Genomic DNA, 18,528 nt, shown 5'->3' with positions numbered 1-18,528 from the left:
ATGAGCACCCTCTGCGGCAAACCGGTCGCCGACGATCGCGCATTGGTCATGGCCATCGTCAATCGCACCCCCGATTCGTTCTACGACGGGGGTGCGAACTTCAGCGACGACGCTGCGATGGCGTCGGTGCACCGGGCTGTCGCAGAGGGTGCCGACATGATCGACATCGGTGGTGTGAAGGCAGGTCCCGGCGACATCGTCGACGCCGAGGAGGAGATCCGCCGTGTCGTTCCGTTCGTCGAGGCCATCCGGGACGCGTATCCGGAGCTGCTGATCAGTGTGGACACCTGGCGCAGCGAGGTAGCTCGACTGGCCTGCGGTGTCGGAGCGGATCTGATCAACGACACGTGGGCCGGGGCCGACCCCGAGCTGGTGCGCGTCGCTGCCGCCGAAGGAGTCGGCATCGTCTGCTCGCACACCGGCGGTGCGGTGCCCCGTACTCGCCCGCATCGGGTTCGGTACGCCGATGTGGTGGCCGACGTGATCACCGAAGTCACCGCCGCCGCGGAGAACGCCGTTGCGGAGGGGGTGAAAAAAGATTCGATTCTGATCGATCCGACGCACGATTTCGGGAAAAACACCTATCACGGGCTCGAGTTGTTGCGTCGCGTGGACGATCTTGTAAACACCGGGTGGCCTGTGCTCATGGCGCTGAGCAACAAGGACTTCGTAGGCGAGACTCTAGGGGTAGAGCTCGCCGACCGGTTGGAGGGAACATTGGCAGCGACAGCATTGGCCGCAGCAGGCGGAGCCCGAATGTTCCGGGTGCACGAAGTTGCGTCGACCAGAAGAGTCGTCGACATGGTGGCAGCGATCCAGGGACTGAGAACCCCGGCGCGGACGGTCAGGGGTCTGGCATGACACTTGCAGATCGAACGGACGTCACCCGGGCGTGGTCCGAGACCAACAGCTGGGACACCCCGGAGTGGACCATTGCCGAGCTCGAGGCCGCCAAAGCGGGCCGAACGGTGTCGGTGGTACTGCCGGCACTGAACGAGGAACAGACGGTCGCCGCTGTCATCGACACCATCCACCCGTTGCTCGGTGGCCTCGTCGACGAGCTGATCGTGTTGGACTCCGGTTCCACCGACGAGACGGCCGTGCGCGCGACAGCGGCCGGCGCACGCGTCATCAGCCGAGAAGAAGCGGTACCCGGCGTGGACCCGGTACCGGGCAAGGGCGAGGTGCTGTGGCGATCGGTCGCCGCGTCGACCGGTGATCTCATCGCGTTCGTCGACTCCGACCTGATCAACCCCGATCCTGCGTTCGTGCCCAAGTTGCTCGGCCCCCTGCTGATGGGCGACGGCATCCACCTCGTCAAGGGCTACTACCGCCGTCCGTTGCGGACCAGTGGAACAGAGGACGCCAACGGCGGTGGACGCGTCACCGAGCTCGTGGCAAGGCCGCTGCTCGCTGCCCTTCGGCCCGAGCTGACCGGGGTCATTCAGCCCCTCGGCGGTGAGTATGCCGGTACGCGTGAGCTTCTGTCCGCGGTGCCGTTCGCACCCGGCTACGGAGTGGAGATCGGGCTGCTGCTCGATACCTACGACAGGCTCGGACTGCGGGCGATCGGCCAGGTCAATCTGGGTGTGCGCAAGCACCGCAACCGCCCGCTGGTCGAACTCGGGGCCATGAGCAGACAGATCGTCGGGACGATGCTCAATCGGTGCGGGATGGTCGATTCCGGTGCCGGTCTGATGCAGTTCCGGGTCGACGGCGACTCGTTCGAGCCGTTCTCGACCGAGGTGTCGTTGCTGGACCGACCGGCGATGAACTCGCTGAAGTAGCGTGTCGGGCGGTCGTGACAAGATCGTGGCATGTTGACGCTGCTGATCTACGTCGTCGTCATTGCCGTCGTCGCCGCTGCATTGTTCTTCGTGGCGTCAGCGGTGTTCGGTCGCGGTGAGGAACTGGGCCCGCTGCCCGAGGGAACCACCGCGACCGTTCTGCCGGCCGAAGGCGTCACCGGTGCCGACGTGCACGCGCTGAAGTTTCAGCAGAGCCTGCGCGGCTACAAGCCCAGCGAGGTCGACTGGGCGTTGGAGCGACTGGGCGGCGAGATCGACATGCTCCGTTCGCGACTGTCGGCTGCGCAGCAGGCACAGGAGACGGTCGCCCCGTCCCCGGATGAGCCGGACGAGCGATGAGCGCTGTCGCCGGACCGGACGGCCGACTGCGCTGCCCCTGGGGTGCCACCGACGACGACCTGTACCGGAACTACCACGATCTCGAATGGGGACAGCCGCTCCACGGCCGCAACGAGCTCTACGAGCGGCTCTGTCTCGAAGCGTTCCAATCGGGCCTGTCGTGGATCACGATCCTGCGCAAACGCGACAGCTTCCGCACGGCATTCGCCGGATTCGATCCCGGGCTGGTGGCCCGGTTCGGCGACGCCGATGTCGAACGGTTGATGAACGACGCGTCCATCGTGCGCAACAGGCTCAAGATCGACGCAGCGGTGAGCAACGCGCGTGCCATCGTCGATTTCGACGATACCGACCTCGACACCCTGCTCTGGTCGTTCGCTCCGAAACCCAGGCCGGCGCGCCTGACCGAGTTCTCCGATGTGCCCGCCTCGACTCCGGAGTCCACCGCTCTGGCCAAGGAGCTCAAGCGGCGGGGCCTACGGTTCGTCGGTCCGACAACTGCCTACGCCTTGATGCAGGCCACCGGAATGGTCGACGATCACCTGTCGGGGTGTTGGGTGCAGGTCGTCAATACCGACTCCGGTTCCCGGTATCGACGACGATAGGGAAGAATAGGGGACAACACCCGTCGCCCCGCGACGAAATTGTCTTTTTGGCCTAGGCGCCGAGCTGGTGGGCGCAGATCTGGAGGGAGCAGAGGATGGCGGCGATGAAGCCCCGGACCGGGGACGGTCCCCTCGAAGCAACCAAAGAGGGACGAGGAATCGTCATGCGCGTCCCGCTCGAGGGGGGCGGCCGATTGGTCGTCGAATTGACCCCCGACGAGGCCGCGGCGCTCGGTGACGAATTGAAGGGTGTCACCGGCTGACCGTTCTGTCGATCGATCATCGCTCAGCCCCGCTCGCCGTGACGGCAAGCGGGGCTTTGTGTTGTGTTCACGACTGTGCCGTTCGGCAGAGTCGTGACGGAGGAGGTGTCCGATGCTGACCGACGTCGTGGATGTGCTGCTGTGTCCGCAGTGCCGAGCACGCGAGGTCGACTCCGGGCTCGGTGTCGGCGACACGGATCGGGCGCTGTGGTGCGATCGAGGGCACTCGTTCGATGTCGCTCGGCAGGGGTACGTCAGTCTGCTGACCGGTGACGGCGGCAAGTTCACCGGCGACTCGGCCGAGATGATCGCCGCGCGCGATGCGTTCCTGGGGGAGGGGCACTTCGACCCGATCGCCCGAGCAGTGTCTGCGGGGGTCCCGGTGGACAGTGAGGTGGTGCTCGACGTCGGGGTCGGAACCGGTCACTATCTCGCGGCTGTTCTCGACGACCACCCCGAGGCTCGGGGGATGGGCGTCGACGTGTCGAAGTTCGCGGCCAGGCGCGCTGCCCGGTCCCATCCCCGGCTGGGGTCCGTGGTCGCCGACATCTGGAGCGGACTTCCGGTGCGGTCGGGTGCCCTGTCCGCGGTGACGTGCGTGTTCGCTCCGCGCAACGCCGGAGAACTGAATCGGGTACTCGTCGACGACGGCGTGTTGGTGGTTGTCACGCCCACGACGCGGCATCAGCGCGAGTTGCGGGGGCCGCTGGGACTCATCGGTGTCGACGAGGACAAGCCCCGCCGCCTGAGCGAATCGTTGTCCGGTCTGTTCGAACCGGTCACGGAATCTCTGCTGGAATATCCGATGATGCTGTCGCACAACGACATCGAGGCTTTGATCGGCATGGGCCCGTCGGCGCGTCACGGTGACCCCGAGGCGCGGGCTGCGGCGCTGACGCAGCTACCGGACACCACCGAGGTCACCGCGTCGGTGACGGTGTCGATCTATCGCAAGACGAATCGCTGAGTCGTCCCGATCAGCGGCGGCGCGCCAGAGCGTCGTTGTAGACGGCGAGAGTCTGCTTCGCGATCGACGCCCAGGAGAACTCGGCGACGGCCCGCTCTCGACCCGCCTTGCCCATCGCTGCCGCGAGCGCGGGATCGAGGGCGACCTCGTTGACGGTCTCGGCCAGGTTCCGCTCGAAGGCATCGGGTTCGTAGGAGTTGTAGTGCACCAGGCGTCCGGTGCGGCCCTCGTCGACGACCTCGGGAATGCCGCCGACATCCGATGCCACCACAGCAGTTTCGCAGGCCATCGCCTCGAGGTTGACGATGCCCAGTGGCTCGTACACCGAGGGGCAGACGAAGACGGCTGCTGCAGTGAGGATCTCGCGAATCTTGTCGGTGGGCAGCATGTCCTTGACCCAGAACACACCGCCGCGCTGCTCGGCGAGCAGGGCGACGGCCCGCTCGGTTTCCGCGGCGATCTCCGGAGTGTCGGGGGCACCAGCGCACAGGACGAGTTGGATCGACGGGTCGAAGTGGTGGGCGGCAGCGATCAGGTGGCCCACACCCTTCTGCCTGGTGATGCGGCCGACGAACGCGACGATCGGCTTGCTTCGATCGACGCCGATCTCGTCCAGAGTTGCGGTGCCCTGGTCGGCGAACCACCGCTGCGTGTCGATTCCGTTGCGCACCACATGAACACGGCTCGGATCGAGCCGCGGGTACGCGTCGAGCACGTCTTTGGCCATGCCCTCGCTGACGGCGATGACCGCGTCTGCGTATTCCACGGCATTGCGCTCGGACCACGACGAGATGCGGTAGCCGCCGCCGAGCTGCTCGGCCTTCCACGGCCGCCGTGGTTCGAGGGAGTGTGCGGTGAGGATGTGCGGAACGTCGTACAACTCGGCGGCGAGATGGCCCGCGAGGCCGGTGTACCAGGTGTGTGAGTGCACCACATCGGCGTCGGCGGCGGCGTTGGCCATCCGCAGCTCGGCCGACAGCGTCGTCAACGCGGCGTTCGCTCCGGCGAGTGCGGGATCGGGGTCGTGTACCTGCGCGGTGTCGCGCGGCGCGCCCATGCAGTGGATGTCCACGTCGCACAGCGATTTCAGCTGCGCGGTCAACTCCGTGACATGGACTCCTGCGCCACCGTAGATCTCCGGGGGATATTCCTTGGTCATCATTGCTACGCGCACGTGAACGAACCTACATTCCCCAGCAGTTGTGCGTGTACTGCTAGCAAGGTTCTCTCGGTGCGGATAGGTTGAGTGGGTGAGGACACAACCGCACGTACTAGGGATTGTGCTTGCCGGCGGTGAGGGTAAGCGCCTTTACCCGATGACCGCGGACCGAGCCAAGCCAGCCGTGCCCTTCGGGGGCGCCTACCGACTCATCGACTTCGTACTGAGCAATCTCGTCAACGCCGGCTACCTCCGGCTCTGCGTGCTCACCCAGTACAAGTCCCATTCACTGGACCGCCACATCTCGCAGACATGGCGACTGTCCGGTTTTGCCGGGGAGTACATCACTCCGGTCCCGGCACAGCAGCGTCTCGGGCCCCGGTGGTACACCGGCAGCGCCGACGCCATCTTCCAGTCGCTGAACCTGGTGTACGACGAGGACCCGGAGTACATCGTGGTCTTCGGAGCCGACCACGTATACCGGATGGACCCGGAGCAGATGGTGCAGCAGCACATCGACTCCGGTGCCGGCGTCACCGTCGCCGGCATCCGGGTTCCGCGTAGCGAGGCATTCGCGTTCGGATGCATCGACTCGGACGAGAACGGCAAGATCACCCAGTTCCTCGAGAAGCCGGCGCAGCCGCCCGGGACACCCGACGATCCCGACGTCACGTACGCCTCGATGGGCAACTACGTGTTCACCACCAAGGTGCTCGTCGACGCCATCAAGGCCGACTCCGAGAACGTCGACTCCGACCACGACATGGGTGGCGACATCATTCCGGCACTCGTCGAAGCGGGCGTCGCCTCGGTCTACGACTTCAACGACAACGTCGTTCCCGGTGCCACCGAACGCGACCGCGGATACTGGCGAGACGTCGGCACCATCGACGCCTTCTACGACGCCCACATGGACCTCGTGTCGGTGCATCCCATCTTCAACCTCTACAACCGTCGCTGGCCCATCCGCGGATCGGCCGAGAACCTGCCGCCCGCCAAGTTCGTCCAGGGCGGCTTGGCTCAGGAGTCGGTCGTCGGTGCCGGCTGCATCCTGTCCGCGGCCACCGTCCGCAACTCGGTTCTCAGCTCCAACGTCATGATCGACAGTGGTGCGACCGTCGAGGGCAGCGTCCTGATGCCCGGCGTCCGTATCGGCAAGGGTGCCGTGGTGCGGCACGCGATCCTGGACAAGAACGTCGTCGTCGGTGACGGCGAGATCATCGGTGTCGATCACGAACGCGACCGCGAACGCTTCAACGTCAGCGCCGGGGGAGTCGTCTCCGTCGGCAAGGGCGTCTGGATCTAGAGCCTGCGGCATGTGAGTGGTAATTGGTAGTCTGCTACGAAGAACCACTCACATGCTTACGCTCGCGACGCGCAGATCAACCCGTCGCCCAGAGGCAGCAGCACCGTCGTCAGGCGCTCGTCCTCGGCGATGGCCCGGGCGGCGGATCGAACGGCAACCGCGGTGGCGTCGCGCTGAGTCGGGTCGGCGACTCGCCCACCCAGTAACGCGTTGTGCAGCACCAGAACTCCACCGGGTCGCAGGAGTCGAACACTCTCGGCGACGAAGTGCGGATGGTCGGCCGGACTGGCATCGATGAAGACCAGATCGTAGGTGTCGTCGGCCAACCGGGGGAGCACATCGAGCGCCCAGCCGTTGATCAACCGGGTGCGCGAAGGCGCAATTCCCCCCGCGCGGAACGCTTCTCGGGCTGCACGCTGGTGCTCGGGCTCGGTGTCGATGGTGGTGAGCACACCGTCCACGCGCATCCCGTCGAGCAACCACAGACCGCTGATTCCAGCGCCGGTACCGATTTCGACGACAGTCTTCGCACCGAGCATCTGGGTGAAGATGGACAGAATCGCTCCGACCGACGGCGGTACCGGTGCGGCACCCAGGTCGACGGCTCGCTCTCTGGCTGCGATCAGAACCTCGTCCTCCTGAGCGGAGTCTTCGGCGTAGGCGAGCATCTTCTCGGCGTTGGTCGGCACGCCCCGAGGCTATCGTGCCCAGGGCACATTCTCACGCACACATTCTCAGGTGCGCCTCAGCTGTTTCATACCGGACCCACACGCGGGTCCGTCAGGCTGTGCAGGAGTCGAAGGTCCATCTCGATTGCGAAGTGTGAGCTGGAACATCCGAGGGTAGTCGTCGGTTGAATCAGAAGGACGTACGCAGTCCTGAGCAGGAGGATCCAACTATTTACAAGATCAACGGCGATCGCGACAGCGCGCGTCTACCCGAGTCCGTACCCGCACCCGACGATCTCAGCGGCACCGCAGTGTTCGATGCGACCGGCGAGAACTCCAGCATGCCGTCCTGGGACGAACTGGTTCGCGAACACGGCGACCGCGTCTACCGACTGGCCTACCGCCTGTCCGGCAACGCCCAGGACGCCGAGGACCTGACGCAGGACACCTTCATTCGCGTGTTCCGCTCCCTGTCGAATTACCAGCCGGGCACCTTCGAGGGGTGGCTGCACCGCATCACCACCAACCTGTTCCTGGACATGGTTCGTCGTCGCAGCCGCATCCGTATGGAGGCGCTCCCCGAGGACTACGACCGCGTTCCCTCGGACCGACCCAACCCCGAGCAGATCTACCACGATGCTCGCCTCGACCCCGATCTGCAGTCCGCGCTCGACTCGCTGGCACCGGAGTTCCGTGCCGCAATCGTGCTGTGCGACATCGAAGGACTGTCGTACGAGGAGATCGGTGCGACACTGGGCGTCAAGCTCGGAACTGTTCGCAGTCGCATTCACCGTGGACGCCAGGCGCTACGCGAGTACCTTCGAGTGCACGGGAAGGTCGACTCCGGTCACGCAAGTGTCCACTAGCTACGAGGAGGGTTGGATGACGCAGGCGCGCAAGCCGAAGCGATTCAGCTCCACCGAACATCTGGCCAGTGAGGCCATCGCGGCGTACGTCGATGGCGAATTGCGAATGCCCGCCTATCTCCGCGCAGCAGACCACCTGTCCGAGTGCCCCGAGTGCGCCGCCGAGGTCGAGGCCCAGCAGCAGGCGCGCAAGGCACTGCGTGGAGCAGGGGAGATGTCGATGCCACACTCCTTGCTCGGCCTGCTCAGCCAGATACCGTCCTGCGCGGGCGAGGATCGGCCGACCCACACCAAGAGAACGTTCATGTCCGCCGTCGCCGACGTCCGCCGTCGCCGACGCTGATCGCATCGACATCTGCCCCACGACTTCTCACCTGCATCGAGCCGCGCCGACCGCTCGAGTGATACTGAACTCTCACACCGACGTATGCGAGGGGTAACCGGACGCGTGACATCGAATTCGACCAGCACCGAGGCCGCAGGCACCGACCCATCGGAGATCGAGCCCGACGGCATCGGCTCGGCGGGACCGGAGGGTCCGCGGTTGCCACCTCGTCCGGTGTATCGACCTTCCGTCGATCCGGTGTCTGCTTCGGTGTTCGGACGTCCCGACGATGTGGACGGTTCGTTCTCTCCTCGTAGGCCCGGTGAGGAACTTCCCTCACGTGTGTCGGTGCGTCCACCCGATCCCATCCTCGCCGAGGCGTTCGGACGCCCCGACGATGCCACGGAATCGCTGCAGCGCGACCCGAACGCCGAAGACGACAGCGACGCCGCTCCGTCGGCTCCGGCAGATCCGTGGCGCGACCCCACCGCTCGGGTGTCCCTCGGCAGCGCGGCGCTCGACACCCCGCCCCCTCCTGTGCTGCCGCCGGGAACCAAACTCGGTGTGCGCGACGTGCTGTTCGGGCGGTCGGTATCGGCCCGAGCTCTGGTGGTGCTCGGTGTTCTGGCACTCGTCATCGGATTGGTCGGCGGGTTGTTCGGTCGCCTCACCGCCGAGGTGACCGGCGCGTTGACCAGCCAGAAAGTGACTCTGACCCAATCCAGCGGCGACGACATCCCGCGCGGACAGATCAGCAAGGTCGCCGACGCGGTCCTGCCCTCCGTGGTGTCGATCCAGGTGACGCTCGGCGACACCGGCGGTACCGGCTCGGGCGTCGTCATCGCAGGTGAGGGCTACATCGTGACGAACAATCACGTGATCTCACTGGCCGCATCCGACCCGGAGAACTCGACCCTCGAAGTGACCTTCTCCGACGGCACCAAGGTGCCCGCGGACATCGTCGGACGAGACACCAAGACCGACCTCGCCGTCCTCAAGACCGACGTCGGCAACCTCACCGTGGCCGAGCTCGGTCGTTCCGCCGACGTTCGCGTCGGGCAGGACGTGATCGCCGTCGGCTCACCGCTGGGATTGAACAAGACCGTCACCTCCGGCATCGTCAGCGCGCTCGACCGACCCGTCGCCCTGTCGGGTGAAGGCACCGACACCAATGCCGTCATCGATGCCGTGCAGACCGACGCCGCCATCAACCCCGGCAACTCCGGTGGCCCGCTCATCGACTTCGAGGGCCGCGTGATCGGCATCAACTCCGCCATCCGCAGCGAGAGCGGCGGATCGGTCGGCCTCGGCTTCGCCATTCCGGTCGACGAGGTGTTCGAGGTGACACAGGCGCTGATCCGGGACGGCGTGATGCGGCACCCCGACATCGGAATCAATGCCCGCTCGGTCATCAACGACACCTCGGCCGGCGCGGAAGTGGCGAACGTCCGCTCGGGGGGTCCTGCCCAGCAGGCCGGAATCGTCGAAGGAGATGTCATCACCAAGGTCGGTGACCGAGCAGTGGGCGACGCCGACGAACTGGTCGTCGCCGTGCAGGCCACGACGATCGGGGAGCCCGTTCCCGTGCAACTCGTTCGGTCCGGGCGGCTGGTGGACCTGTCCGTCACGCCGGTTTCGGACTGACGACGTAGGCTGGCAGACGTGTTCGGCAACATCGGTTGGGGAGAGCTCGTCATTCTCCTCGTAGCAGCTCTCGTCATCCTCGGCCCCGATCGCCTCCCCGGCGCGATCAGCTGGGTGTCCAAGTCGATCCGCCAGGTCAAGGACTACGCCAACGGCGCGAGCCAGCAGCTCAAGGACGAACTCGGCACCGACTTCGAGGACCTCCGCAAGCCGCTGGCGGATCTCAACCAACTTCGCGGCATGACCCCTCGGGCAGTGATCACCAAACATCTGCTCGACGGAGACGACTCGGTCTTCAAGAACCCACTCGAGGACACCTTCAAGGGCAAGCCCTTCGACGCCAAGCCGAAAAGCTCGGGCGGCCCGACGCCCCAGATCAACACATCACAGGGTGGGGTGTCGATGAGCAAGAACGAGCCGAAGCTGTCCGCAGGCGACACCCCACCCATCGACGCCGACGCCACCTGACGCTGCTTCGCGCATGCCGACCCCGCTGCTGCGTGAATGGACCATTGCACACGTCTGAGCGCGGGAATGGTCCATTCATGCCGACCCCGCTGCTGCGTGAATGGACCATTGCACACGTCTGAGCGCGGCAATGGTCCATTGACGCAAAGGGGAGCGGGGCTAGAGGACCTTGTTCAGGAAGTCCTGGGTGCGCGGGTTCTGCGGGTTACCGAACAATTCGTCGGGGGTTCCCTCCTCGACGATGACGCCCTCGGCCATGAAGATCACGCGATCCGCGACCTCGCGTGCGAAGCCCATTTCGTGGGTCACGACGACCATCGTCATGCCGCCCTGCGCGAGGTCTCGCAACACCTGCAGGACTTCGCCCACCATTTCTGGGTCGAGAGCACTGGTGGCCTCGTCGAACAGCATGATCGACGGGCTCATGGCCAACGCTCGGGCGATGGCGACGCGCTGCTTCTGCCCGCCGGAGAGGTTGGCGGGTTTGTAGTCCGCGCGCTCGGACAGGCCTACTTGTTCGAGCAACTTCGCAGCCGACTCCTTCGCCTGCGACTTCGACATCTTCTTCGTCTCGACGGGCGCGAGCATGACGTTCTCGAGTGCGGTCATGTGTGGGAAGAGGTTGAAGTGCTGGAACACCATGCCGATGTTCTGGCGCACCTTGTCCAGGTCGACGTTCTTCGCGGTCAGGTCGGTGCCGTCGACGACGACCGATCCGGCAGTGATGTCTTCGAGCTTGTTGAGGCAACGCAGGAACGTGCTCTTGCCCGAGCCGGATGGCCCGATCACGCACACCACTTCACCGTTGGAGATCTCGGCGTCGATGCCCTTGAGGACCGTGTTGTCGCCGAACGCCTTCTGCAGACCCTTGATGGAGATCTTGGTTCCGGAACCGCTGTCGACCGGCAGGTCCTTGGTCAGGTCGGTGCTCATTTGTTGATCCTCTTCTCGAGCCGGTTCGACAGCTTGGTGAGAGCCATGATGATGATGAAGTACAGAACGCCGACGATGAGCCACATGTTGAACGACTCGAAGTTGCGGGCGATGATCAGACGACCGGTCTGTGTCAGTTCGGCGAGGCCGATGACCGAGAGCAGTGACGTGTCCTTGAGCGTGATGACGAACTGATTGATGTACGACGGGATCATCGTGCGAATTGCCTGTGGCATCACCACTTTTCGCATCGACTTGAGGTAACTGATGCCGAGGCTGCGGGACGCTTCCATCTGGCCCTTGTCGACGGCGAGAATGCCACCGCGGACGATCTCGGCCATGTAGGCACCGGCGTTGAGCGAGAGCGTGATGATGCCCGCGGTGAACGCCGACATCTGGAAGTTCAGCGCCGCGGGGACACCGAAGTAGATGAAGAATGCCTGCACCAGAAGCGGTGTGCCACGGAAGATGTCGACGTAGGTGGTGCCGATGCCGCGGAGCACGATGTTGGTCGAGACGCGGAACAGGCCGAAGATCGCGCCGAGTACCAGCGCGATGGCGATGGAGATGACGGTCAGCACGATGGTCAGCCACAGGCCCTTGAGCAGCAACTGCCAGCTGCTGGCGATCAGGCCCGGGATGGACGTGTCGGCGGTGGAGGCATCGGCATTGAGGTAGGTGTCGAGAATCTGGTCGTACTGGCCGTTGGCGCGCAGGTTCTCGAGGCCGGTGTTGAACTGTTCGAGCAACTGGGCGTTGGTGCCCTTGGCGACGGCGAATCCGTAACTGGCACCGGCTTCTTTCTCGGTGACGGTCTTGAATCCGTTGCCCTGGGTGATGCCGTAGGCGAGCACCGGGTAGTCCTCGAAGGCGGCCGCGGAGTTGCCGGTGCGCACTTCCTCGAACATCGTTGCCGAGTCGTCGAAGCTCCGGATGGTGAAGCCGTACTGATCTGCGATCGACGCGGCGAAGGTCGCGCCCTCGGTGCCGTTCTTGACTGCGACGGACTTGCCGCGCAGATCCTCGTAGCCCTTGATCTCGTCGTTGGAATCCAGAATCGCCATCTGGACACCGGAATCGAAGTACGGCTCGGAGAAGTCGAAGGTGGCCTTGCGTTCGTCGGTGATCGACATGCCGGCGATCATTCCGTTGAACTGGCCGCTGGTGACGCCCTGGAGTGCGGTATCGAAACCGACCTGCTCGACGGTGTAGTCGAAGCCCTGATCCACCGAGATCGCGGCGAGTAGGTCCATGTCGATTCCGACGAGTTTGCCGCTCTCGTCCTGGAATTCGAACGGTGCGAACGTGGTGTCGGTCGCGATCGAATAGTTCTGTGCAGGCGGGGCGGGTTGTGCGGATGCCATAGCGGGACCGAGCAGCGATCCCAGCAGGGTGATCAGCAGTGCGATCAGAACCGGAACGACGACCGGCCTGACCCGATGCGGCTTCTTCATGAAGGCCACTCTCTATCGACAATAGGATCGAAGGCAAATCCTAAGGCCCCAACCCTGTTTCCCGCGTCGTTTGTCGGGTATAAGCGCGACTTATAGTTTGCGCGCCGAATCGATGCCGAGTGACATTCCCACCAGACCGCGCTCGCGTACGGCGAGTTTCGCTGCGACGGCCTCGAGTGCCTGTGCCGCAGGCGATTCCGGGTTACTCAGCACGATCGGCGTGCCTGCGTCACCGCCCTCTCGGACGGCGGTGTCGAGCGGAATCTGGCCGAGAAGGGGAACGCTGGCACCCACTGCCTTGGTGAGTCTGTCCGATACGTCCTGTCCGCCACCGGATCCGAAGATGTCCATGCGGGTGCCGTCGGGCAGTTCGAGCCACGACATGTTCTCCACGACGCCGGCGACGCGCTGCCGAGTCTGCAGTGCAATTGCACCCGCGCGCTCGGCGACCTCGGCCGCGGCCTGCTGCGGGGTGGTGACCACGAGGATTTCCGCGCTCGGAATGAGCTGAGCGACAGAGATTGCCACGTCTCCGGTACCGGGAGGAAGGTCGAGCAGCAGTACGTCCAGGTCGCCCCAGAAGACGTCGGCGAGGAACTGCTGCAGCGCACGGTGCAGCATCGGTCCGCGCCAGACGACCGGAGTGTTGCCCTGCGTGAACTGGGCGATCGAGATGAACTTCACGCCGTGCGCCTGCGGCGGCATGATCATCTTCTCGACCTGGGTCGGTCGTGCGTCGTTGCCGAGCATGCGAGGTACCGAGTGACCGTAGATGTCGGCGTCGAGCACACCCACCGACAGCCCACGAGCGGTCAGCGATGCAGCGAGGTTGACCGTCACACTGGATTTGCCGACGCCACCCTTGCCCGACGCCACCGCGTACACGCGCGTCAGGGATCCGGGTTGCGCGAAGGGAATGATCGGCTCCGCGGAATCGCCGCGCAGTGACTTGCGGAGTTCGGTGCGCTGCTCGTCGTTCATCACGTCGAGTTCGACCGAGACGGTGCCGACGCCTGCGACGTCGGCGACTGCGTTCTTGACGCGGTCGCTGATCTCGGTCTTCATCGGGCACCCGGAGGTGGTGAGGTAGATGCCGACGCCGACGGCTCCGTCGTCGGAGATGTCGATGCTCTTGACCATCCCCAGATCGGTGATGGGTTTGCGGATCTCGGGGTCGATCACCTTCGAGAGCGCGGTCCGAACGTCGGATTCGGTCAGTACAGCCATTGCCTCATGCTAGGCGGTGGGCTGTGCGCCGATGGACAGCAGGGCAGGCGCGGACGGCCGATCAGTGAATGCGCGGGAGCTGGTCCGAGGTCGGGACGATGCCGGTGGCGTATCCGGCCGACCACGCGAGCACGTTCGCCACGTAGGCCATCGAGTTGTTGTAACGCAGGATCGCTTTGGTGGTCGATCCCAGGTCACGCATGTTGGTGCCGTCGTCGCACAGGTACATGCCGGTGGCCAGGGCCGCGTCGAACAGATTCTGTGGGTCGGAGACTCCGTCGCCGTTGCCGTCGGCGTGATAGAGGTTCCACGTCGAGGGTAGGAACTGCATGGGTCCGACGGCACGGTCGTATTCGGTGTCGCCGTCGAGCGCGCCGCCGTCGGTGTCACGAATCACCTGATTGCCCGCGAGGGTGCCGTTCAGTCGTGGCCCGAGGATGGGCTCGTGCAGCTCGCCCGAGTCGTCGACCTTGCCGTTGTTGGCATGGGTGGATTCGACACGGCCGATGCCGGCGATCACGGTCCAGCTGATGCCACAGCCGGGTTGCTGCTGGGCGAGGATGCGCTCGGCGTTCTTGTACGCCGAGACGTTGACGACCGGAATCGCGATGGGACTGACCGCGAGGTTGGTGGGCAGCTCCGGTGTGGGCGGGATCTCGGGAACCGGCGCGGGTGCGGGGACGGCAGCGGGCACGGGAAGCTCGGCCTGGGCGACCGGCTGCGCCTGTCCGTCCTGGGCGATCGGCTGCGGAGTTTCGACGACGGAGTTCGATTCCTGCGCGGCGGGGGACGTCTTCGCGCTGACGAACGGGATGTATTCGGTGGCTCCGGCGCTGGTGGCGGCGGTGACGAGTCCTGCGGGGACGAGACCTGCCAGAGCAATCACCGAATTCCGTCTGACCTTGGAATTCGATGCTTTTCTGTGACGACCCACGCGTGCTGTACCTCCTGATTTCCCCGGATGACAACCGGGGCCCGACCTGATGACCGGGATCGAGGGTACCTGATTCGAGACTGTTCCGTTATCGGGCTGTTACCGAGCGGACCTAGTGCGTATCGGGGTCCGACGCGTCCGGCATGCCCATGTCGTCGTGCACCCGCGCGGCCGCCTTCTTTCGTGCCTTCTTGGGAGAGACCGTAGGTTGACCCGTCGCCTGCTCGAGGAGTGCCTTGATCTCGTCCAGTTCGCGGCGCAGGTAGTCGCGGGTGGCGACCTCGCCGACGGCGATGCGCAGCGCGGCGAGTTCACGAGCGAGGAACTCGGTGTCGGCCTTGGTCTGTTGGGCGCGAGAACGGTCCTCCTCGAGGGAGACGCGGTCGCGGTCGTCCTGCCGATTCTGGGCCAGAAGAATCAACGGAGCTGCGTACGCGGCCTGGGTCGAGAACGCGAGGTTGAGCAGGATGAAGGGGTAGGGGTCCCACTGGAGGTTGACCGCCACGACGTTGAGGAAGATCCAGACGATCACGATTCCCGTCTGGATGGCCAGGTAGCGGCCGGTGCCGAGGAATCGTGCGGCCTTCTCGCCCGACTTGCCGAGGTCGAAGTCGAGGTTCACATTGAACATCCGCGACCCGCGCGGCGTGTCCATTCTCTGGCGTGCTGTTTCTTTCACTGTCCCGCCACTTCCTGATCTCGCCAGTCCTCGGGCAGCAGGTGATCGAGGACGTCGTCCACGGTCACGGCCCCGACCAGGTGGTCCTCGTCGTCGACCACCGGGCCGCAGACGAGGTTGTACGTCGCGAAGTACCGCGTCACGGCGGTGAGACTGTCCTCGGGGGACAATCGCGGCAGAGCGCTGTCCACCACACCGCCGACCAGGCTCGCCGGGGGTTCTCGAAGCAATTGCTGCAGATGCACGCAGCCGAGATACGGGCCGGTCGGTGTCGCGGTCGGGGGCCGCACGACGAACACCAGGGAGGCCAGCGCAGGCGTCAGATCGGGATTACGTACCCGGGCGAGCGCCTCGGCCACCGTCGTCGACGCGGTGAGAACCACCGGCTCGGGGGTCATCAGACCACCGGCGGTATCGGGGGAGTGTTCGAGCAGACGACGGACAGGCGCGGAGTCCTCTGGATCCATCAGGCGCAGAAGCGATTCCGCCTCGGTCTCGGGCAGCTCGCCCAGCAGGTCGGCGGCGTCGTCCGGGTCCATGGCCTCGAGCACGTCGGCACCACGGTCGACACCGAGGTAGTGCATCAACTCCACCTGATCGTCGTCGGGCAGTTCCTGGACGACGTCCGCGAGCCGCTCGTCGTCGAGAGCGCGCGCCACCTCCATCCGGCGCTTGACGGGCAGCTCGCGCATCGCGTTCGCCACGTCGGCCGCGCGAAGATCCTCGAACTGCATCAGCAGCTGCGCCACACCCTGATCGGGCATGGACAGCTCGTTCTGTGTCAGCCCCTGTACGTGCTGCCAATCGACGACGTGGATGGCACCACGCCGCGCGAGCCGTTGCCGTTGCTTGCGGACCGCCACCCGCGCGACCACCCAGTCGCGAGTTCGGGTGAGTTCGATGCCGAGGTCGACGACGATGGAATCGACGTCGTGCAGCTCGTCGAGCTCGGGGTCGTCGACGCGCACCTTGGAGTCGAGGATCTGCGCGAAGACCAGGATCTCGTTGGCGCGCTGGGTGAATCGACGAAGACTGACGTTTCCGGTCGTGAGTTGAACGGAATTGGGCTCGATGCTCGTCACTCGTAGCATCGGCACGAAAATTCTTCGGCGAGTTGCCAATTCGACCACAAGGCCGAGGACTCTCGGCTGCGCTCTGCCGACACGCATCGAGACGACCACGTCACGAACCCGGCCGATCGATTCGCCGTCGGGGCCCAGGACGCCCAGGCCGGCGAGCCTGGCCGCGAATACCTTGCTCAGTGCTGCCATGATGGCAAGGTTAGAGGCTCGGCAGTACAGAGGGTGAATCAGACAGGGGTTGTGCTTTCGTGAGAGCTTCGGGCATGCGGCGGTCGGTACTGGCCGTTCCGGGCAGTTCGGACAAGATGATCGACAAGGCGAAGGGACTGCCCGCCGACGCGGTCTTTCTCGATCTCGAGGACGCCGTCGCGCCGCTGGCGAAAGTGGCGGCCCGAGCGCGCATCGTCGACGCACTCAACTCCGACGGTTGGGGCGATCAGATCAAGGTCGTGCGCGTCAACGACTGGACGACGCAGTGGACGTACGGCGACGTCATCGACGTCGTGTCGGGTGCCGGACGCAATCTCGACGCCATCCTGCTGCCGAAGGTCGAATGCGCCGCGCACGTGCAGGCGCTGGATCTGCTGCTCACTCAGCTCGAGAAGGAGCACGGTCTCGAGGTCGGTGCCATCGGGATCGAGCCGCAGATCGAGAGCGCACGCAGTCTGCGCAACATCGACGAGATCGCGACGGCGAGCCCGCGCGTGCAGACCCTGGTGTTCGGCCCTGCGGATCTGATGGCGAGCGTCAACATGCGCACTCTGGTCGTCGGCGAGCAACCGGTCGGATACGACACGGGCGACGCCTATCACCACATTCTGATGACCATTCTGCTCGCTGCCCGGACCCACGGTCTGCAGGCGATCGATGGCCCCTACCTGCAGATTCGAGATCTCGACGCCTTTCGTCGGGCGGCCGGGCGCACGGCCGGCCTCGGTTTCGACGGCAAGTGGGTGCTGCATCCGACGCAGATCGAGGCCGCCAACGAGATCTTCGCGCCGCGTCAGGCCGATTACGACAAGGCCGAGATGATTCTCGACGCCTACGAGTTCCACACGTCCGCGGCGGGTGGCGGTCGCGGTGCGGTGATGTTGGGCGACGAGATGATCGACGAGGCGAGCCGCAAGATGGCGCTCGTCGTCTCGGCGAAGGGCCGCGCCGCAGGAATGACGCGCACGACCGCTTTCGTGCCGCCCACAACCTGACCGACCACGTCCTGACCGACCGTCAACCTGCTGTGAACCGCTACAACGGGTGTGCCGGGTGTCCGTTTCGGGGCACAATGGAGTCATGACTAATCCCCTCTCGCAGTCGGGCCGCCCAGGGCAGGGACTGCCGACGCCGCCTTCCGGTTGGCCGATCGGTTCCTACCCCACCTACGCCGAGGCGCAGCGCGCCGTCGACTACCTGTCCGACGAGGAGTTCTCGGTACAGGACGTGACGATCGTCGGCGTCGACCTGATGCAGGTCGAGCGCGTCCTGGGCCGGCTCACGTGGCCCAAAGTGATTGGTGGAGGCATTGTTTCGGGTGCATGGCTGGGTGTCTTCCTCGGCCTGGTCCTCGGTATCTTCAGCGAGAACATCCTCGGAGCTCTGCTCATCGGCGTCGGCGGCGGCATCATCTTCGGCCTGATCTCGGCGTCCATTCCGTACGCGGCCACCAAGGGGCAGCGAGATTTCGCGTCGAGCATGCAGTTGGTCGCCGGTCGTTACGACGTCCTCTGTGAACCCCGTACCGCGGAGAAAGCGCGCGACCTGCTCGCGAAACTGTCGATCTGATCACACCTGGTGGACGACCAGG

21 protein-coding genes are annotated in these 18,528 nt (G+C 65.1%); 13 read left to right on the top strand and 8 right to left on the bottom strand.

Annotation, left to right across the window (positions count from 1 at the left end):
* From folP to CH274_RS25570, 6 genes are all read left to right on the top strand, one after another.
* Complete coding sequence (folP, locus tag CH274_RS25595) at nt 1-861, top strand: dihydropteroate synthase (protein WP_032394089.1); 861 nt, start codon at nt 1-3, stop codon at nt 859-861.
* Nucleotides 858-1,787: a glucosyl-3-phosphoglycerate synthase gene (locus tag CH274_RS25590; protein WP_032394090.1), complete on the top strand. Its 930-nt coding sequence runs from the start codon at nt 858-860 to the stop codon at nt 1,785-1,787. Before folP ends, CH274_RS25590 begins: the two co-directional genes overlap by 4 nt.
* Before the next feature lie 30 nt (nt 1,788-1,817).
* Nucleotides 1,818-2,147: a DivIVA domain-containing protein gene (locus CH274_RS25585; RefSeq protein WP_032394091.1), complete on the top strand. Its 330-nt coding sequence runs from the start codon at nt 1,818-1,820 to the stop codon at nt 2,145-2,147.
* On the top strand, nt 2,144-2,752 hold the full coding sequence (locus CH274_RS25580) for a DNA-3-methyladenine glycosylase I (protein ID WP_094659302.1): 609 nt from the start codon (nt 2,144-2,146) through the stop codon (nt 2,750-2,752). Before CH274_RS25585 ends, CH274_RS25580 begins: the two co-directional genes overlap by 4 nt.
* Before the next feature lie 95 nt (nt 2,753-2,847).
* The gene (locus CH274_RS25575) at nt 2,848-3,015 is read left to right on the top strand and encodes a DUF3117 domain-containing protein (protein ID WP_008714277.1); all 168 of its coding nucleotides are present in this window, start codon (nt 2,848-2,850) and stop codon (nt 3,013-3,015) included.
* Nucleotides 3,016-3,127: 112 nt separating this feature from the next.
* Nucleotides 3,128-3,982: a methyltransferase domain-containing protein gene (locus tag CH274_RS25570; protein ID WP_094659301.1), complete on the top strand. Its 855-nt coding sequence runs from the start codon at nt 3,128-3,130 to the stop codon at nt 3,980-3,982.
* Nucleotides 3,983-3,992: 10 nt separating this feature from the next.
* Here CH274_RS25570 and glgA read toward each other — a convergent pair whose 3' ends face one another.
* Nucleotides 3,993-5,156 carry a glycogen synthase gene (gene glgA / locus CH274_RS25565; protein ID WP_032394094.1) on the bottom strand — a complete coding sequence of 388 codons (1,164 nt, stop codon included), beginning with the start codon at nt 5,154-5,156 and terminating at the stop codon, nt 3,993-3,995.
* 76 nt (nt 5,157-5,232) lie between these two features.
* Here glgA and glgC point away from each other — a divergent pair, with 76 nt between their 5' ends.
* Complete coding sequence (glgC, locus tag CH274_RS25560) at nt 5,233-6,447, top strand: glucose-1-phosphate adenylyltransferase (protein WP_032394095.1); 1,215 nt, start codon at nt 5,233-5,235, stop codon at nt 6,445-6,447.
* 56 nt (nt 6,448-6,503) lie between these two features.
* Here glgC and CH274_RS25555 read toward each other — a convergent pair whose 3' ends face one another.
* Nucleotides 6,504-7,115, bottom strand: a complete 612-nt coding sequence (locus CH274_RS25555) for an O-methyltransferase (RefSeq protein WP_032394230.1) — start codon at nt 7,113-7,115, stop codon at nt 6,504-6,506.
* Between the two features lie 239 nt (nt 7,116-7,354).
* Here CH274_RS25555 and sigE point away from each other — a divergent pair, with 239 nt between their 5' ends.
* The 4 genes from sigE (at nt 7,355) to tatB (ending at nt 10,418) form a co-directional block, all read left to right on the top strand.
* Nucleotides 7,355-7,981: an RNA polymerase sigma factor SigE gene (sigE, locus tag CH274_RS25550; protein ID WP_052049292.1), complete on the top strand. Its 627-nt coding sequence runs from the start codon at nt 7,355-7,357 to the stop codon at nt 7,979-7,981.
* Nucleotides 7,982-7,997: 16 nt separating this feature from the next.
* Nucleotides 7,998-8,324 carry an anti-sigma factor family protein gene (locus tag CH274_RS25545; RefSeq protein WP_032394231.1) on the top strand — a complete coding sequence of 109 codons (327 nt, stop codon included), beginning with the start codon at nt 7,998-8,000 and terminating at the stop codon, nt 8,322-8,324.
* Between the two features lie 84 nt (nt 8,325-8,408).
* Nucleotides 8,409-9,950 (top strand): S1C family serine protease, encoded by a 1,542-nt coding sequence (locus CH274_RS25540; RefSeq protein ID WP_373453945.1) that lies wholly within the window; start codon nt 8,409-8,411, stop codon nt 9,948-9,950.
* Nucleotides 9,951-9,968: 18 nt separating this feature from the next.
* Nucleotides 9,969-10,418, top strand: coding sequence for a Sec-independent protein translocase protein TatB (gene tatB, locus CH274_RS25535; RefSeq protein WP_032394097.1), 450 nt, complete (start codon nt 9,969-9,971; stop codon nt 10,416-10,418).
* 159 nt (nt 10,419-10,577) lie between these two features.
* On the opposite strand, the gene CH274_RS25530 is transcribed toward tatB, so the two are convergent.
* From CH274_RS25530 to CH274_RS25505, 6 genes are all read right to left on the bottom strand, one after another.
* A complete protein-coding gene (locus CH274_RS25530) occupies nt 10,578-11,351 on the bottom strand; it encodes an amino acid ABC transporter ATP-binding protein (RefSeq protein ID WP_094659300.1) in 774 nt (257 codons plus the stop codon).
* The gene (locus tag CH274_RS25525) at nt 11,348-12,805 is read right to left on the bottom strand and encodes an amino acid ABC transporter substrate-binding protein/permease (protein ID WP_032394098.1); all 1,458 of its coding nucleotides are present in this window, start codon (nt 12,803-12,805) and stop codon (nt 11,348-11,350) included. The genes CH274_RS25530 and CH274_RS25525 overlap by 4 nt, the downstream gene beginning before the upstream one ends.
* A 90-nt stretch (nt 12,806-12,895) precedes the next feature.
* Entirely contained in the window at nt 12,896-14,032 is a 1,137-nt protein-coding gene (locus tag CH274_RS25520; protein WP_032394099.1) for an Mrp/NBP35 family ATP-binding protein, read from the bottom strand.
* Between the two features lie 61 nt (nt 14,033-14,093).
* Nucleotides 14,094-14,966, bottom strand: coding sequence for a lytic transglycosylase domain-containing protein (locus tag CH274_RS25515; RefSeq protein ID WP_032394100.1), 873 nt, complete (start codon nt 14,964-14,966; stop codon nt 14,094-14,096).
* Between the two features lie 112 nt (nt 14,967-15,078).
* Nucleotides 15,079-15,621: a DUF1003 domain-containing protein gene (locus CH274_RS25510; protein ID WP_045199222.1), complete on the bottom strand. Its 543-nt coding sequence runs from the start codon at nt 15,619-15,621 to the stop codon at nt 15,079-15,081.
* Nucleotides 15,622-15,641: 20 nt separating this feature from the next.
* On the bottom strand, nt 15,642-16,916 hold the full coding sequence (locus CH274_RS25505) for a magnesium transporter MgtE N-terminal domain-containing protein (RefSeq protein ID WP_032394102.1): 1,275 nt from the start codon (nt 16,914-16,916) through the stop codon (nt 15,642-15,644).
* Nucleotides 16,917-16,990: 74 nt separating this feature from the next.
* Between CH274_RS25505 and CH274_RS25500 the strand changes: the two genes are divergently transcribed.
* Together CH274_RS25500 and CH274_RS25495 are read left to right on the top strand one after the other, a co-directional pair.
* Nucleotides 16,991-17,932: an HpcH/HpaI aldolase/citrate lyase family protein gene (locus CH274_RS25500; RefSeq protein ID WP_045199224.1), complete on the top strand. Its 942-nt coding sequence runs from the start codon at nt 16,991-16,993 to the stop codon at nt 17,930-17,932.
* 85 nt (nt 17,933-18,017) lie between these two features.
* Complete coding sequence (locus CH274_RS25495; RefSeq protein WP_032394104.1) at nt 18,018-18,506, top strand: general stress protein; 489 nt, start codon at nt 18,018-18,020, stop codon at nt 18,504-18,506.
* Nucleotides 18,507-18,528: the final 22 nt, after the last annotated feature.

It is taken from the genome of Rhodococcus sp. 06-418-5, from assembly GCF_002258285.1.
In the GTDB taxonomy this organism is placed as follows: Bacteria; Actinomycetota; Actinomycetes; order Mycobacteriales; family Mycobacteriaceae; genus Rhodococcoides.
This window is presented reverse-complemented; position numbering and strand designations above follow the sequence as displayed.